The 15,778-nt window shown below is 67.9% G+C and carries 15 protein-coding genes; 9 read left to right on the forward strand and 6 right to left on the reverse strand.

The window, feature by feature from the left end:
- Positions 1 to 133: 133 nt before the first annotated feature.
- Positions 134 to 817 (forward strand): pentapeptide repeat-containing protein, encoded by a 684-nt coding sequence (locus ABE434_RS15340; RefSeq protein ID WP_346479439.1) that lies wholly within the window; start codon positions 134 to 136, stop codon positions 815 to 817.
- Positions 818 to 889: 72 nt separating this feature from the next.
- Here the strand turns inward: ABE434_RS15340 and dapE are convergent, their stop codons facing one another.
- Genes dapE through map form a run of 5 tightly spaced genes read right to left on the reverse strand, consistent with a single transcriptional unit; the run spans position 890 to position 6,876 of the window.
- Positions 890 to 2,017: a succinyl-diaminopimelate desuccinylase gene (dapE, locus tag ABE434_RS15345; RefSeq protein ID WP_346479440.1), complete on the reverse strand. Its 1,128-nt coding sequence runs from the start codon at positions 2,015 to 2,017 to the stop codon at positions 890 to 892.
- Positions 2,014 to 2,376 carry a Spx/MgsR family RNA polymerase-binding regulatory protein gene (locus tag ABE434_RS15350; protein WP_346479441.1) on the reverse strand — a complete coding sequence of 121 codons (363 nt, stop codon included), beginning with the start codon at positions 2,374 to 2,376 and terminating at the stop codon, positions 2,014 to 2,016. The genes dapE and ABE434_RS15350 overlap by 4 nt, the downstream gene beginning before the upstream one ends.
- Positions 2,377 to 2,384: 8 nt before the next feature.
- The gene (gene dapD, locus ABE434_RS15355; protein WP_070473271.1) at positions 2,385 to 3,461 is read right to left on the reverse strand and encodes a 2,3,4,5-tetrahydropyridine-2,6-dicarboxylate N-succinyltransferase; all 1,077 of its coding nucleotides are present in this window, start codon (positions 3,459 to 3,461) and stop codon (positions 2,385 to 2,387) included.
- Positions 3,461 to 6,100: a [protein-PII] uridylyltransferase gene (locus ABE434_RS15360; protein WP_346479442.1), complete on the reverse strand. Its 2,640-nt coding sequence runs from the start codon at positions 6,098 to 6,100 to the stop codon at positions 3,461 to 3,463. The genes dapD and ABE434_RS15360 overlap by 1 nt, the downstream gene beginning before the upstream one ends.
- Before the next feature lie 2 nt (positions 6,101 to 6,102).
- Complete coding sequence (gene map / locus ABE434_RS15365) at positions 6,103 to 6,876, reverse strand: type I methionyl aminopeptidase (RefSeq protein ID WP_206677554.1); 774 nt, start codon at positions 6,874 to 6,876, stop codon at positions 6,103 to 6,105.
- Positions 6,877 to 7,148: 272 nt separating this feature from the next.
- Between map and ABE434_RS15370 the strand changes: the two genes are divergently transcribed.
- The 8 genes from ABE434_RS15370 (at position 7,149) to tsf (ending at position 14,970) form a co-directional block, all read left to right on the forward strand.
- Complete coding sequence (locus ABE434_RS15370) at positions 7,149 to 7,673, forward strand: spore coat U domain-containing protein (RefSeq protein ID WP_346479443.1); 525 nt, start codon at positions 7,149 to 7,151, stop codon at positions 7,671 to 7,673.
- 8 nt (positions 7,674 to 7,681) lie between these two features.
- Complete coding sequence (locus ABE434_RS15375) at positions 7,682 to 8,428, forward strand: molecular chaperone (RefSeq protein ID WP_346479444.1); 747 nt, start codon at positions 7,682 to 7,684, stop codon at positions 8,426 to 8,428.
- Positions 8,429 to 8,435: 7 nt separating this feature from the next.
- The gene (locus ABE434_RS15380; RefSeq protein ID WP_346479445.1) at positions 8,436 to 10,790 is read left to right on the forward strand and encodes a fimbria/pilus outer membrane usher protein; all 2,355 of its coding nucleotides are present in this window, start codon (positions 8,436 to 8,438) and stop codon (positions 10,788 to 10,790) included.
- On the forward strand, positions 10,787 to 11,836 hold the full coding sequence (locus ABE434_RS15385) for a spore coat U domain-containing protein (protein ID WP_346479446.1): 1,050 nt from the start codon (positions 10,787 to 10,789) through the stop codon (positions 11,834 to 11,836). Before ABE434_RS15380 ends, ABE434_RS15385 begins: the two co-directional genes overlap by 4 nt.
- A 68-nt stretch (positions 11,837 to 11,904) precedes the next feature.
- Positions 11,905 to 12,180, forward strand: coding sequence for a hypothetical protein (locus tag ABE434_RS15390; RefSeq protein WP_346479447.1), 276 nt, complete (start codon positions 11,905 to 11,907; stop codon positions 12,178 to 12,180).
- The gene (locus ABE434_RS15395; RefSeq protein ID WP_346479448.1) at positions 12,180 to 12,890 is read left to right on the forward strand and encodes a fimbria/pilus periplasmic chaperone; all 711 of its coding nucleotides are present in this window, start codon (positions 12,180 to 12,182) and stop codon (positions 12,888 to 12,890) included. The genes ABE434_RS15390 and ABE434_RS15395 overlap by 1 nt, the downstream gene beginning before the upstream one ends.
- Before the next feature lie 214 nt (positions 12,891 to 13,104).
- Positions 13,105 to 13,965: a 30S ribosomal protein S2 gene (rpsB, locus tag ABE434_RS15400; RefSeq protein WP_346479449.1), complete on the forward strand. Its 861-nt coding sequence runs from the start codon at positions 13,105 to 13,107 to the stop codon at positions 13,963 to 13,965.
- Between the two features lie 126 nt (positions 13,966 to 14,091).
- Positions 14,092 to 14,970: a translation elongation factor Ts gene (tsf, locus tag ABE434_RS15405; RefSeq protein WP_176989960.1), complete on the forward strand. Its 879-nt coding sequence runs from the start codon at positions 14,092 to 14,094 to the stop codon at positions 14,968 to 14,970.
- Positions 14,971 to 15,065: 95 nt separating this feature from the next.
- On the opposite strand, the gene ABE434_RS15410 is transcribed toward tsf, so the two are convergent.
- On the reverse strand, positions 15,066 to 15,761 hold the full coding sequence (locus ABE434_RS15410) for an AIM24 family protein (RefSeq protein ID WP_346479450.1): 696 nt from the start codon (positions 15,759 to 15,761) through the stop codon (positions 15,066 to 15,068).
- Between the last annotated feature and the right edge of the window lie 17 nt (positions 15,762 to 15,778).

Raw genomic sequence — 15,778 nt, forward strand, 5'->3', positions numbered from 1 at the left:
TGATTGCGTGGCGACGTGGGGAGCCGGCCAGCGGCCGGCACTACCGCGACGTAGGTCTACGACGTGGCTTGTACACACTCCAGAGGGACGTTCAAGTCTGCCGCTCGCGTGCTGCATCACCCAGAATGGCGGCATGAATACCGCTACCTTCCGCGATGAGACCGTCACCCGCGAGCGCATGCAGGCCATCATCGCCGCACATCCGCGGGCAGCCATTTTCGAGAGCTGCAGCTTCGATCACGGCGACTTCTCGCGGCTGGACATGGATGGCTTCCAGTTCCACCAGTGCTCGGTCACCGGCGCGTCCTGGCTGGCGGCCTCACTGGAAGAAAGCCAGTGGACGAAGTGCCGTGGCAGCCAATGCGATTTCAGCTCGGCGCTGCTCAGCGACGCGCGCTTCTCGCACTGCGATCTCAACAACAGTCACTGGCGCCGCGCGACGTTGTCCTCGGTGCAGTTCCAGGACTGCAAGCTGACCGGCGCGCACCTGCAGGAAGTCACCGGCTGGGCGCTGGAATTCCGCGATTGCCTGCTGGTGAGCGCGGACCTGCGCGGGATGTCGTTCCGCAAGGCCCAGCTGGAGGGCATGGATTTCTCCGAGGCTGAGCTGTCCGGCTGCGACTTCCGCGATGCGGTGTTCAACGGCGGCAGCCTGCGCAACGCACAGACGCGGCTGACCCGGTTTGAAGGTGCGGACCTGCGCGGCACCGACATCAGCGGGCTCAACGTGATGGATGCCAAGCTGTTCAAGAAGGCGGTGATCTCGCAGCGCCAGGCGGCGGCCGCGTTGGCGTCGTTCGGGCTGATCGTGGCGTAGGGGCGAACCGACCAACGGTCGGTTCCTACCTGAGGCGGTAGGCGCCGACCGTTGGTCGGCGCAGCACGTGCATCAGGCCAACAAACGCTCGATCAAGCGCTGGTACAGCGCCGGCAAGGCTTCCAGATCCGCCACCCGGACGTTCTCGTCGACCTGGTGGATGCTCGCATTGACCGGCCCCACTTCGATGCACTGCGCGCCCAGCGGCGCGATGAAGCGCGCATCGGAGGTACCACCGCCGGTGCTCTCCTCCGGCGGCGCACCGGCGAACTCACCCAGGACGTCGCGGGCAACCCTGCGCAGCGTGCCTTCCGGCGTGTAGAAGGGCTCGCCACTGCGATGCCACGTGAGGGTGTACTCGAGCGCATGCCGCTCCAGCAGCGTGGCGATCTCCCGCTCCAGTGCCGGTGCAGTCCAGTGTGGGTTGTAGCGCAGGTTGAACAGCACCTGCAGCTCGCCCGGGATCACATTGTTCGCACCGGTGCCGGCATGGATGTTGGAGACCTGCAGGCTGGTCGGCGGGAAGCTCTCGAAGCCATCGTCCCAGTGCCGTGCGGTCAGTTCCGCCAGTGCCGGGGCAGCGAGATGGATCGGATTGCGCGCCTTGTCCGGATACGCGACATGGCCCTGCACGCCTTTCACCGTGAGCGTACCCGACAAGCTGCCGCGGCGGCCGACGCGCAGCAGATCGCCGAGCACGGCGGTGGAGGACGGCTCACCGGTAATGCACCAGTCGATGGCCTGGCCGCGCGCGCGGAAGATGTCCGCCACGCGCCGCACACCATCGATAGCGTCGCCTTCCTCGTCGCTGGTCAGCAGCACGGCCAGCGTGCCGGGATGGTCTGGATGGGCGGCCACGAACTGCTCGGCAGCTACCACGAAGGCGGCCACGCTGCCTTTCATGTCGGCCGCGCCGCGCCCGTACAGCACGCCCTCGCGGATCTGCGGATCGAACGGATCACTGGTCCAGGCCGAGATCGGGCCGGTCGGCACCACATCGGTATGCCCGAGCAGCACCAGCACCGGTGCGCCCTGCCCGTGTGTGGCCCACAGGTTGTCGACCTCGCCGAGGCGCAGGTGTTCGCAGTGGAAGCCGGCGCGTTCAAGACGGCCGGCCAGCAGCGCCTGGCAACCGGCGTCCTCGGGCGTGACCGAGGCGCGCGCGATCAGGTCGCAGGTCAGCGCGACGACGTCGTTCACGCGCCCACTCCGAACCGCTGCTTGAAGCCGTTGTCCGAGAAGCCCTGGGTCATCACGCCCTCGGCACTCACCACCACCGGGCGCTTGATCAGCTGCGGGTACTCGCGCAGCAGCAGCTTCCATTCGGCCTCCGAATCGGCCGCTTTGCGGTTCTCCGGCAGCTGCCGCCACGTGGTGGAGGATCTGTTGATCAACGCGGGGAAGCCACCAGCCTGGGCCGCCCAGTCGATCAGGGTCTCCGGGGTGGGCTTTTGGTCGCGGTAGTCGACGAAGGTGTACGGCACCTGGAAACGGTCCAGCCACTTGGTAGCTTTCCTGCAGGTGTCGCAGTTCTTCAATCCGTACACGATGGTGGTCATGGCGGTACTCAGTCGGCCAGGCCGCGCAGCAGGTCGTTGACGCTGGTCTTGCTGCGGGTTTTGGCATCGACCTGCTTGACGATCACGGCGCAGTACAGCGAATGCGAGCCGTCCTTGGACGGCAGCTGGCCGGAGACCACCACGCTGTAGGGCGGCACCGAGCCGTAGCTGATCTCGCCGGTGGCGCGGTTGTACACGCGGGTGCTCTGGCCGAGGAACACGCCCATGCCGATCACGCTGTGGTGGCCGACCACGAAGCCTTCCACCACTTCCGAACGCGCACCGATGAAGCAATGGTCTTCGATGATGGTCGGGCTGGCCTGCAGCGGCTCGAGCACGCCACCGATGCCGGCGCCGCCGGACAGGTGGCAGTGCTTGCCGATCTGCGCGCACGAACCGACCGTGGCCCAGGTGTCGACCATGGTGCCCTCGCCCACGTAGGCGCCGATGTTGGTGAAGCTCGGCATCAGCACCACGTCCTTGCCGAAGTAGCTGCCACGACGCGCGATCGCACCGGGCACCACGCGCACGCCGGCGCGACGGAACTTGGCTTCATCGAAGCCGGCGAAACGCGATTCGACCTTGTCCCAGAACGGCGCCGGGCGCGCATCGACCACGGCCATGTCGTTGACGCGGAAGTACAGCAGGACCGCCTTCTTCAGCCACTCGTTGACCTTCCAGCCGCCGTGGCCATCCGGCTCGGCAACGCGGAACTCGCCGGTTTCCAGGCCATCGATGACGCGGCCGACCAGCGGCTTGGTGGAACCTTCGATCTCATGCAGGGTCAGCGTGGCACGGCGCTCGAACGCGCTCTCGATGCCGAACTTGAGCTCTTCCACGCCCGGCGTGGCCGGCTTGCGCAGCGACTTGCGCGCGATGGTGGCGTCACGGCTGGCACTGCGCTTGGCGGCGCTCTCGGCCGGGGTAGCAGCGACCTTGCGTGCCGGCGCCTTTTTGACCGGCGCTTTCTTCACCGCGGGCGCCGCCTTCTTTGCGGCGGCGGTCTTCTTCACCGCAGGCGCGGCAGCAGGGGTCTTGGCCGCCGCGGTCTTCGCGGCGGTCTTCTTGGCAGGCTTGGTGGCCATCAGTGGGGGTCTCCGGCTTTTCGATCAGGGTCCAGGCAAGCGAGCATCGTGTCTTGCAGCTGCTGTCTGGCGGATTCGGTCAGGGCGTGATCATGCTCATCGCTGATCACGAACATGTCTTCGGCGCGCTCGCCGAAGGTGGCGATGCGCGCATCATGCACGCGCAGCCGCTGGTTGCGCAGCACGAACGCCACGTCGGCCAGCAGGCCGGGGCGGTCGGGCGCGACCAGGCTGAAACGGGTGCTGGTGGTGTCGCCATCGGTGATGTCGCGGAACTCGATGCGCGGCGCGAAGCGGAAGTGGCGCAGCTGGCGCGGGATGACCCGGCGCGACGGGCGCAGGCGGGTCAGGTCGCCGGCCAACGCTTCACGCAGGCCGGCTTCCAGGCGCAGCGCATCCCCGTCGGCGAAGCTGTCGGCCGGGGTCACCTCGAACGTATCGAAGATGGTGTCGACCGGGCCGTCCAGCACGCGGGCGCGATGGATGCCGTAGCCCTTGCGGTCCAGCGTCATCACGATCGCGGCGAACAGGCCGTCGCGATCGGGCGAGTGCACGAACACTTCCAGCGCATGGTCGTCCGGGGTGATCCGTCGCACCTTGACCAGGGTCTGGCCCTGCTTGATCGGCACCAGCGCGGCCGCCTGCCAGGCGAGTTGTTCGGGCCGCAGCCGGATGAAGCTCTCATCGGGCATCACCGTGAACTGGCGCTCGATCGTCGCATCGTCATAGCCGCGCTCGCGCACCAGCTGGCGCACCGATTCGCGCGCTTCGGCGACACGCTCGGCGGCCGGCATCTGGTTTTCCAGGCCATCGCGCAGCGCGCGTCGCGCGGCGAAATACAGGTCGGCCAGCAGACGATCCTTCCACGCATTCCACAGCTTGGGGCTGGTTCCGGCGATGTCGGCGCAGGTCAGCAGATAGAGGTAGTCGAGCCGGTCGCGGCTGGCCACCAGGGTAGCGAAGCGGTGGATCACGTCCGGATCGGAGATGTCCTGCTTCTGCGCTGTGATCGACATGCGCAGGTGCTGCTCGACCAGCCAGGCCACCAGCTCGGTATCGGAACTGCTCAGCGCCAGCGCCTGGCAGAACTCACGCGCATCCACCGCACCGAGTTCGGAGTGATCGCCTCCGCGGCCCTTGGCGATGTCGTGGAACAGGCCGGCCAGCAGGAGCAGCTCCGGCTTGCGCAGGCGCGGCCACACTTCATGTGCGATCGAGAAGCGCTCGTCGGCACGGCTGCTGGCGAACAGACCGATGTTCCGCAGCACCATCAGGGTGTGCTGGTCGACGGTGTAGACATGGAACAGATCGAACTGCATGCGCCCGGAGACCTGCGCGAACGCAGGAATCCACTGGCCGAGCACGCCCAGGCGCGCCATCCGCGCGAGGGTATCCACCGCGCGCGGGCTGCGCAGCAGCGCAAGGAACTGTTCGCGGGCGGCGGGGCTGGCGTCGGTATACGCGGCCAGCTCGGGCAGGGCTTCGGCCAGCGCGCGGGCGGTCAGCGAATGCAGGCCGCGCACGTCCGGGTTGTAGGCCCAGCTGGAGAACAGCGCGAACACCTGTTCGATGTCGCCCTGCGGCCACGCGGCATCATTGGCCGCCAGGTAGCCGCGACGCAGCGAGAAACCGACGCTGACCGGCTCGGGCACCGCTTCGCCATCGAACTGTTCTTCAAAGCGCTGCAGCAGGCGATCACTGATCCGCCGCACCACGGTGGCGCTGCGGTAGAAGCCCTGCATCATTTTTTCCACGGCCAGGCTTTCGATGTCGTCTTCGAAACCCAGGCGGGCGGCAAGTGTCTTCTGGTAATCGAAGCGCAGGCGCTCTTCCGGCCGGTTAGCGACCAGGTGCAGGCCGAAGCGCAGCCGAGCCAGCGCACAGCGTTCGCGCTTGAGCGCAGCCGCCTCATCCGGGCCGAGATGGCCCAGGCCGACCAGGGCTTCCAGGTCGCGCACGCCGAACGCGCGCAACGCCATCCAGCCCAGCGTATTGAGATCGCGCAGCCCGCCGGGGCCGTCCTTGATATCCGGCTCGAGGTTGTCGGCGGTGTCGCCGAAGCGCTGGTGGCGGGCCAGCAGTTCCTCGCGCTTGGCGAGGAAGAATTCGCGTGGGGGCCACAGGCCTTCCACGTTGACCGCCGCCTTCAGGGCCTGGCGGGCCGCGTCATCGGCGACCACCGGGCGCGACTCGATCAGTGCGGTCAGCACGGTCTGGTCGGCGCTGGCCTGGGTGCACTCGGCCGGCGAACGCACCGCGTGGCTGACCGGCAGGCCGCAATCCCACAGCAGCGCGAAGAAGCGCGCCAGACCGGATTCGTGGCGTCGCTGCTGCTCGGGCGTGCCCAGCACCAGCACGTCGATATCCGAGCGCGGAAACAATTCGCCGCGCCCGTAGCCGCCCACCGCGAACAGCGCCAGCCCCGACCCCGCTGGCAGGCAGCGATGCCAGGCCAGCCTGATCAGGTGATCGGCCGCGCGGGCGCGCAGCGCGAGCAGGCGCTCGATGTTGTCGCCCTGGTCGAAGCGGCGATACAGCCGCGCGTCGGTCTGCTGCAGCGACTGGCGCGCCAGTGCCGCCCAGTCCGGGTCGGCGACGGATTCGGCCGGCGCGTCCAGCATCGGGCTCGCCGGCAGCATGCTCAGACCTGCGATTCGCCGGGCGAGAGGGTCAGCACGTCGACGCCGGTCTCGGTGACCGCGACCATGTGCTCCCACTGCGCCGACAGCTTGCGGTCCTTGGTGACCACGGTCCAGCCGTCCGGGAGCACCTTGTTGTAGCGGGTGCCCTCGTTGATCATCGGCTCGATGGTGAAGGTCATGCCGGGCTGCAGCACCAGGCCCTGGCCCGGACGCCCGTAATGCACCACCTGCGGCTCGTCGTGGTAGACCTTGCCGATGCCGTGGCCGCAGTACTCGCGCACCACGCTGAAACGCTCGGCTTCGGCATAGCTCTGGATCGCATGGCCGATGTCGCCCAGCGTCGCGCCCGGCCGCACCGCGCGGATGCCGCGCCACATGGCTTCGTAGGTCGCATCGACCAGGCGCTTGGCCATGACCGACGGGGTGCCGACGCAGTACATGCGGCTGGTGTCGCCGTGCCAGCCATCCTTGATCACGGTGACATCGATGTTGACGATGTCGCCGTCCTTGAGGACCTTGGCTTCGCTGGGGATGCCGTGGCAGATCACGTTGTTGACCGACGTGCAGACCGTCTTGGGGAAGCCGCGGTAACCGACATTGGCCGGCGTCGCCTTCTGCACATTGATGATGTGGTCGTGGCAGATGCGGTCCAGCTCTTCGGTCGTCACGCCCGGCTTGACGTGGGGGGTGACGATGTCGAGCACCTCGCTGGCCAGACGGCCGGCGATGCGCATCAGTTCGATTTCCTCGGGGGTTTTCAGATTCACGCTCATGGCGGCCATTATCGCCGATCCGGGGCCAATCTGAACGGGATCGGGTGGAACGCTGACAGCCGCGGTTTGGGCACAGGGCGAGTCAGGTCGATGAATGAATGCGATGGGCGTCGCAGAAATCGGTTTTGTGCCGAAAACGGCCATCGAATCGCCCAAATCTCACGGGGTCCCTACGCCGGCAAACCTATAACCAGATCAACACCGTTCCACCGCCCCACCGTTCGGCAGCATCGTGTTGTTCAGCAAAGGACCCGCGTCCAAGGAGCATGCCCATGCGATTTCTCCGTCCCGCCCTGCTGAGCCTGGCCTTCGCCAGCCTCGCTTCGCCCGCCCTGGCGGCCGATACCACGACCTTCAACGTCAAGATCATCATCACCAAGGCCTGCACGATCACCGCAGCCGCCGCCACGGACGTGGATTTCGGCTCCGCACTGTCCACGGCCACCACCCCTTCCAATGCCCAGGGCACGATCACGGCACAGTGCTCGGCGCTGACCCCGTACACCGTCGCGCTCAATGCCGGCTCCAATGCGGGCACCGCCAACGATGTGACCACGCGGCGCATGAAGAACACCGACGCCGGCGTCACCGCCAACAATTTCGTCGGCTACCAGCTCTATCGCGACGCCGCGCACACCGATGTGTGGGGCGCCACGGCGGGCACCAACACCGCCGCCGGCATCGGCACCGGTCTTGCGCAGACGCTCAATGTCTACGGCCAGATCGCCAACCCCAGCGTCAACAACGCCGCTGCGGGTAACTATCAGGACACGATCACCGCCACGATCACCTACTGAGGTCCGCCATGCCGATTTCCGCAGGGCGTCGCCCTGGGCGGTTCGGGTGCGCGGCCCTGGGCTGGCTGTGGCTGCTGATGGGGAGCGCCACCGCCGCAAGCCTGCAGGTCGCCCCTACATCACTGCAGCTCACACCGCGGCAGAACGCCGATGCACTCTGGCTGACCAACAGCGGCACCTCGCCCGTACAGGTGCAGGTGCGGGTGTTCGAGTGGCGCCAGGACGCCGGCCAGGATCACCTTGTGCCCACCACGGACCTCCAGGTGAGTCCGCCGATGCAGTCGCTGGCCGCCGGCCAGCAGCAGCTGATCCGGGTCGTGCGCAGCGTGCCCACCCCGCCCGCATCGCAACGCGCTTACCGGGTGGTGGTCGATGAACTGCCCACGGTGGATCCGCGCCGCACCGGGATGCAGTTCGTCTTGCGCTATTCGATGCCGGTATTCGTCCAACCCGACGCGGACGCCCCGCTGCGACACGCCCTGCAGGCGCGCCTGACCCGGCTGGATGACGGGCGACCGGCCCTGGAGGTGTCCAACAGCGGCAACAGCTACGCGCAGCTGGCCGATCTCGGCCTGGGCCCGGCCAACCGCCCCCAGATCATCCATCCCGGCCTGCTCGGCTATGTCCTTGGCGGACAGACCATGCGCTGGCCACTGGAGGTTCCGGCGGCCCGCCTGGCGGGCGCCACGTTCTCGGCAAAGATCAATGGCGAGTCGGCCCAGACGCCACTGCCCGCCGCGCCGCCGGCTCGCTGAGGCCTGCATGCGGATGCTGCTTACCGCGACGCTGACCCCATGCGCCGCGATGGCAGCCGACGCAGACATCGGCGCTTCGGGCGATGCGATGCTGCCCCCGCCCACGCCGCTGACCGCGGCGCAGACGCTGTACCTGGACGTGACGCTCAACCAGACCCCGCGCGGGTTGCTGCCGTTCACCGAGCTGCAGGGCCGGCTGATGGCCGCCGGCGCCACGCTGCGCCAGCTCGGCTTTCCGGCACGCGGCGAGGAGCCGGTCGCGCTCGATCAGCTCGGCGGCGTGGTCGTGCGCTACGACGCGGCATTGCAGACGCTGGCCCTGGACGTTCCCCTGGAACAATTGTCGCTGCCCACCACGCGGCTGGAGCGCCCGACCGAGACCGCACCGGCGGCAGCCGCCTCGCCCGGCGTGGTGCTCAACTACGACGTCTATGGGAGCCACAACGAAGGCGGCGGCAACCTGGCCCTGACCACCGAGCTGCGCGTGTTCGGGCTGGGCCAGGGGGTGCTGGAGACCAGTGCGCTGCTGCGCACGTACCAGGACCCGGCCGATCATCAATGGCAGGGCGAAAGCGTGCGCCTGGACACCGCGTGGCGCCTGGATTTCCCGGATTCCGCGGTCTCCCTGACCGTGGGCGACTTCTACAGCGGCTTCGTGGACTGGAGCCGACCGGTGCGGATGGGCGGCGTGCAGGTGGGACGCAATTACGGGCTGCAGCCCTACCGCGTGCTGACCCCCACGCCCACCTTCCTCGGCGAGGCGGTCGTCCCCTCCAATGTGGAGCTGTATGTGGACGGCCTGCGCCAGTACAACGGCGAGGTGCCGATCGGCCCCTTCCAGCTGGCCGCGCAGCCCGGCATCAACGGCACCGGCAATGCGCAGGTGGTGATCACCGACGCCTTCGGCCGCATGCAGACGCTGGATTTTTCCTTCTACGGTACGCAGCAGCTCCTGGCCAAGGGCCTGTCCGACTGGTCGGCCGGCGTGGGCAGGATGCGCCGGGACTACGGTATCCGCTCATTCGCCTACGAAACGCCGGTGATCGGCAGTGCCACCTGGCGCTACGGCGCGAGCGACCGGTTTACCGCCGAGGCGCATGCGGAAGGCGGTGGCGGCGTACTCAACGGCGGTGCCGGCGGGTGGTGGCTGCTGGGCGGCGCCGGCGTGGTCAACGCTGCTTACGCGCACAGCCGCCATGCGGGGCTGCAGGGCGGCCAATATTCCCTGGGGTACAGCTGGAACAACCGCCGATTCAACGTCAACGTGCTGACCCGGCGAACGCATGGCGCGTATCGCGACCTTGGCGCGCTGCAGGACACGCTGCCGCCGGACATCAGCGAGCAGGCCACGCTGGGCATCAACCTGCAGGGCGCCGGCTCGCTCAGCGCCAGCTACCTGCGGCTGCGCTATCCCGACGGCGACGACAACCGCTACGCCAGCCTGTTCTGGTCGCGCAGCTTCGGCGATCGCTGGTCGGCCTACCTCTCGTTCAACCAGAACCTGGCCGACAGTGATGACCGCAGTGCGTATCTGTCCGTCTCGGCCGCGCTCGGGCGCAACCGGCAGAGCAGCGTGTCCGCACAGCGCAACGGTGAGCGGCTGACCTATGTCGCCGATCTGTCCCAGCCCGTGCCGGGCGACGGCAGCCAGGGCGGTTATGGCTGGCGGGTGCAGGCGCGCGGGGGCGACGACGGTGCCGGCGGACTGGCCGAACTCGGCTGGCTCAACCGGGTCGGGCGCTATTCGATGGGCTATGCGCGCCAGGGTGATGTCGATTACGGCTACGCCAGTGCCAGCGGCAGCGTCGTCTGGATGGGCGGACACGTCTTTGCCGCCCGCGAAGTACCCGACGCCTTTGCCGTGGTGTCCACCGATGGTTTCGGCGGAATCCCGGTGCGGCTGGAAAACCGGCTGATCGGCAGCACCGACAGGAACGGCCTGCTGCTGGTCACCCCGTTGCTGTCCTGGCAACGCAACCGGCTGTCCATCGACACGCTGGACCTGCCGGCGGACATGCGCGCCGATCGCGTGGATACCTGGGTCACGCCGCGGCAGAGCGCAGGGCTGGGCGTCAACTTCGGCCTGCGCCGCACCCAGGCGATGCATGTGGTCCTGCACGATCCCGCCGGCGCCCCCCTGCCCGTCGGCAGCCAGGTGCGCCTGCCCGGCGGCGGTTCCGCCACGGTGGGCTACGACGGCGAAACCTACCTGGAGGACGTGGCCACGCCGGTCCAGCTCGAGGTCGACCTGCCCGACGGGCACTGCCGCGTGCACCTGGCGCGGCCCGTCGCCGCGACCTCGCCGGGCGTGCCCTCGATCGGCCCCCTCCGCTGCCTGCCGCTGCCGGCGCCGCTGCCATGACGGCCGTGCGCCCGCTCGCGATCGTGCTGGCGGTGATGGCGTCGTGCTGGGCAGCGCCGGCACGCGCGGCTACGACATGCACGGCCACGCCACCGACCGCCCTGGCGTTCGGCACGATCACCAATGGTGCGGCGACCCCGACCAACGCCACGACCAGCTTCACCATTACCTGCAACACGGCCGCGCTGAGCCTTCTGGGCAGCGCCAGCGTGCGTGCCTGCCTGAAGATCGGCACCGGCAGCACCGGCAGCACGCTGCTGCCGACCCGCAGCATGACCAATGCCACCGCCGACCCGATGGCCTTCCAGCTCTATACCAACGCTGCACGCACCACGGTGTGGGGCGCGGTGCCGGGCGCTTCACCGCCGGCGGCGGTGGTGACCCTCAGCTACAGCGTGCCCTTGATCACCGGCGGCAGCGGCGCACAGTCGGTCACCGTGTATGGCCAGATTCCCGCCGCCCAGGTGCTGTCGGCCGGCGCTTTTACCAGCAGCTTCACCGCCGCCAACGTCAGCCTGGAATACGCCTACAACGAAAGCATCATCGGCACCGCCCAGCCCCCGACGCTGTGCACCAGCACCAGCGGAGTCAGCGGACACAAAACCGCCGACGGCGCGTTCCCGTTCACGGTCAGCGCCAACGTCCTGCCCCAGTGCAGCACCTATGTCACCACCGACATGGACTTCGGCAGCAACGCCGGCGCGATCAGCGCCAACCTCGATCGCACCTCGACGATCGGGCTGACCTGCATCAATCGCACTGCCTACAGCATCGGCCTGAACAACGGACAGAACGCATCGGGCAACGTGCGCCGCATGCGCTTCACCGCACCGGACAGCAGCGTCTACTACATCCCCTACGAGCTCTACCGCGATGCGGCGCGCTCACAGCGCTGGGGCAACACGATCAACACCGATACCCAGGCCGGCACCGGCACCGGCGCCGCGCAGAGCCTGACCGTCTACGGGCGGGCGCCGCCCACCACCGGGGCGATTCCCGCCCAGGGCAGCTACAACGACGTGATCACGGTGACCATCACCTATTGAGGGGAAGAACGCTCAAGGCGCGCTGATCGCAGCCGTTAACGGTCGCATCCCCTGCCGTCCGATGTTCGATGCCTCCGCGACCGCCGTCCCTCGTCCTGGCCTGCCTGCTGGCTGCCTGCGCCACCGCCCCCGCTGGCGCACGTCCGGGCGTGGGCACGGCCACCACGCTGCGGATCGGGGTACGGATCATCGCCGACTGCCACGGTGCCGGGGCGCGCGACATCAGCTGCCGGCCGGCCCGGCAGCGCAGCGATGACACGCGCCCGGTACCTGCCCAGGTCGCGGCATTGAGTCCCGCCCTCAAGGCCACGGACCGCCCCGTCCCGGTCACCGTGACCTACTGATGCGCTGGCTGCTGGCCCCCTTGCTGGCGGTGGTGGGCATCCTGCCGGTGCGGGCCCTGGAGATCCGCCCGGTCAGCGTCTCGGTCCCGGCGGGCACCTCGCATGCCGAGGTGTGGCTGGAAAACACCGGAAACACGCCCTGGGATGGCCAGGCCCACCTGTACCGCTGGGAGCAGGCCGGCGACCAGGAGCACCTGCTGCCCGCCGGCGGGGTCGCGGTCAGCCCCGTCCATCTCACCCTCGCCCCAGGCCAGGGCCAGCGGGTGCGCGTGGTCCGGCTTGGCGGCGCCCCCGACGTCGTCCAGCAGGCCTATCGGCTGGTGCTCAGCCCCGGGCCGGATGCGGCGGCCGGAACCGCGCGCTATTCGCTGCCGGTGTTCCTCGAGCCGCAGGCGGTGGCGCCCCGCTCGCGGCTGCGGGTGGCGATCGCCGGCGGCACCGGCGCCCCGCTGCTGCGGCTGTACAATGACGGCGCGGCACACGCCCACCTTGCCGATCTGGCGTTCGTGGATGCCCAAGGCCGGCGACACGGCCTGATCGACGGGCTGGCGGGATATGTCCTGCCGCACAGCGCCCGCAGCTGGACCCTGCCGCCGCGCCCGGATGGCTACGCCGGCGGCCGCTTCCAGGCCCGCCTGGACCACGCCGCAGAGGCCGCCCTGCCCTCCGCAGCGCCCGAGATTGCGGCGCCAGCACAAGCCGGGCTATAATCGACCGGATCTCCTGCCTCATCGAAGCAGGAAACACGTCAACACCGGACGTCACCGGTGAATCCACACCTGCCGCCCATATCCGTGCCGGGGTGCTCCGCAAGGAGTTCGGTCACGGAAGCGACAGGGAAGCCAAACCCCGGAACCACCCGCCTTGCGGCGGACCGCCCAACTATTACCCGTGGCGGCCGGTTCCCTATCAGGAGTTATTGCAATGCCCCAGGTCACCATGCGTCAGATGCTGGAAGCCGGCGTCCATTTCGGCCACCAGACCCGTTACTGGAACCCCAAGATGGGCCAGTACATCTTCGGCGCCCGCGGCAAGATCCACATCATCAACCTGGAAAAGACCGTTCCGCTCTTCAATGACGCGATGAACTTCATTTCCAGCGTTGCGCAGAAGCGCGGCACCATCCTGTTCCTGGGCACCAAGCGCAGCGCCCGCGAGTCGATCCGCGAAGAAGCCGAGCGTTGCGGCATGCCCTTCATGAACCAGCGTTGGCTGGGCGGCACCCTGACCAACTTCCGTACCGTGAAGCAGTCGGTTGCCCGCCTGAAGGAACTGGAAGCCGGTGAGACCGACGGCAGCTTCGAGAAGCTGGTCAAGCACGAAGTGCTGGGCCTGCGTCGCGAGCGCGACAAGCTGGAAGCCTCGCTGGGCGGCATCAAGGACATGAACCGTCTGCCCGACGCGATCTTCGTCATCGATATCGGCCACGAAGACATCGCCATCAAGGAAGCCAAGAAGCTCGGCATTCCGGTGATCGCTGTCGTCGATACCAACTACAACCCGGAACTGGTCGATTACGCGATCCCGGGCAACGATGACGCCATCCGCGCCGTGCAGCTGTACGCCCGCGCCGCTGCCGACGCCGTGCTGGAAGGCAAGGCTGCTGCTCCGCACGCTGCCACCGTCCGTGAAGAAGAGTTCGCCGACGCTGCCGCCACCGAAGAAGCCAAGCCGGCCCGCCGCGCTCCGGCCAAGAAGGCTGCTGCCGCTCCGGCCGCCGCTGAAGCCCCGGCCGCTGAAGCTCCGGCTGCCGACGCTCCGGCCGCTGGCGAAGCCCAGGCCTGATCCAGGCCCACGGTGGGCGCAGCGCGCCCACCGTTCCTGTCCGCAGCCGATGGCGCGACGACAGGACACTGTCATACGGGCCGGCCACCATGCCGGCCCAACCCCTTTCTTTCGTGAGGAAATCCCGTGGAAATCACTGCTTCCCTGGTCAAGGAACTGCGCGAGCGCACTGGCGCCGGCATGATGGAGTGCAAGAAGGCACTCGTCGAAAACGGCGGCAACATCGACGCCTCGGCCGAATGGCTGCGCAAGTCCGGCCTGGCCAAGGCCGACAAGAAGGCTGACCGCGTGGCTGCCGAAGGCATCATCGTGGCAGCCCAGGACGGCGGCAAGGCCGTGCTGGTCGAAGTCAACTCCGAAACCGACTTCGTCGCCAAGGACAGCAACTTCCTGGACTTCACCAAGGCTGTCGCCGGCACCGCGCTGAGCTCGGGCGCTGCCGACATCGACACCCTGAAGGCCGCCAAGCTGCCGTCCGGCGAGTCGATCGAAGAAGCCCGCGCCGCCGTCATCGCCAAGGTCGGCGAGAAGGTCGACGTGCGTCGCATCGTGCGCCTGGAATCGACCAACAACGTCGCTGCCTACGTGCACGGCGGCCGCATCGGCGTGCTGGTTGAACTGGCCGGTGGCAGCGAAGAGCTGGCCCGCGGCCTGGCCATGCACGTGGCTGCCATGAACCCGCCGCACAACAAGGCTGCCGATGTGCCGGCCGAGTTCGTCGCCAAGGAAAAGGAAATCGAACTGGCCAAGATGTCCGACAAGGACAAGTCCAAGCCGGCCGATATCCTGGAAAAGATCATCAGCGGCAAGATCGCCAAGATCGTCAACGAAGTGACCCTGTACGGCCAGCCGTACGTGCTGGACACCAACCAGTCGGTCGAGCAGGTCCTGAAGGCCGCCGGTGCCGAAGTGGTCGGCTTCCAGCGCCTGGCGGTCGGCGAAGGCATCGAAAAGGTGGTGGAAGACTACGCCGCCGAAGTGATGAAGCAGGCCGGCCTGGCCTGATCCATCGCAGGACTGCCGCAACGCAGTCCCTGTAAGACGGAAAAGCCCGGCTTGCGCCGGGCTTTTTCATGTCTGGGGGATTTGCAGGGCTCAGCTCACCCCTTGGCCTGGAAGGTGACTTCCTCGTAGGGCTGCACCACCACCCAGCCTTCACCGGCGAACCGCATCTGCAGGCTCTCGCCCGAGCCGCGGCCGAGCAGCGTCCCCAGCGAAATGTCGGTGACCAGCTCCGGGGTCAGGGTGCCGGCCCAGGCCACGGTCGCATTCGGATCGGTGAAGATCGGCCCCGTCCTGGCATTGACCGGCAGGGTCAGCGGCTCGTAGTGCGAGGTGATCGCCACGATGCCGTGGCCACTCAGACGGATGTTGAACAGCCCCCCGGAGAGCATGCCGGCGACCTTGCGCATCATCGTGATCTTCGACTGCACGCCGGACTCGAACGCCAGCACATCATTGCCATTGACGAAGATCGATTCCCCGTCCAGTCGCAGCAGGGTGATCTGCTTGCCGGCATCGGCCAGGTAGACGCGGCCCTGACCTTCAGCCTTCATCAGCTTCAGCCCTTCGCCACTGGCCATCTTCTTCAACAGCGTGCCCAACCCCTGTTCCAGGATGCCTTCCCGGGTGAACTTGACCGCCCCCTTGCGCGCGACCATGGCGCCGGACTTGGCCCAGACCATGCCGTCCAGACGGACTTCCAGCAGATGCGGATTCTCCAGCTCGAAGGCGTCGGCACTGACATCCTTTTCCTGGGTGGTGGCGAGGAACTGCTCGAGGGTACGTACGGTCATTGCGCTGGACTGCCATG

This window comes from Stenotrophomonas sp. TWI1183, assembly GCF_039673115.1.
Taxonomy (GTDB): domain Bacteria; phylum Pseudomonadota; class Gammaproteobacteria; order Xanthomonadales; family Xanthomonadaceae; genus Stenotrophomonas; species Stenotrophomonas maltophilia_AA.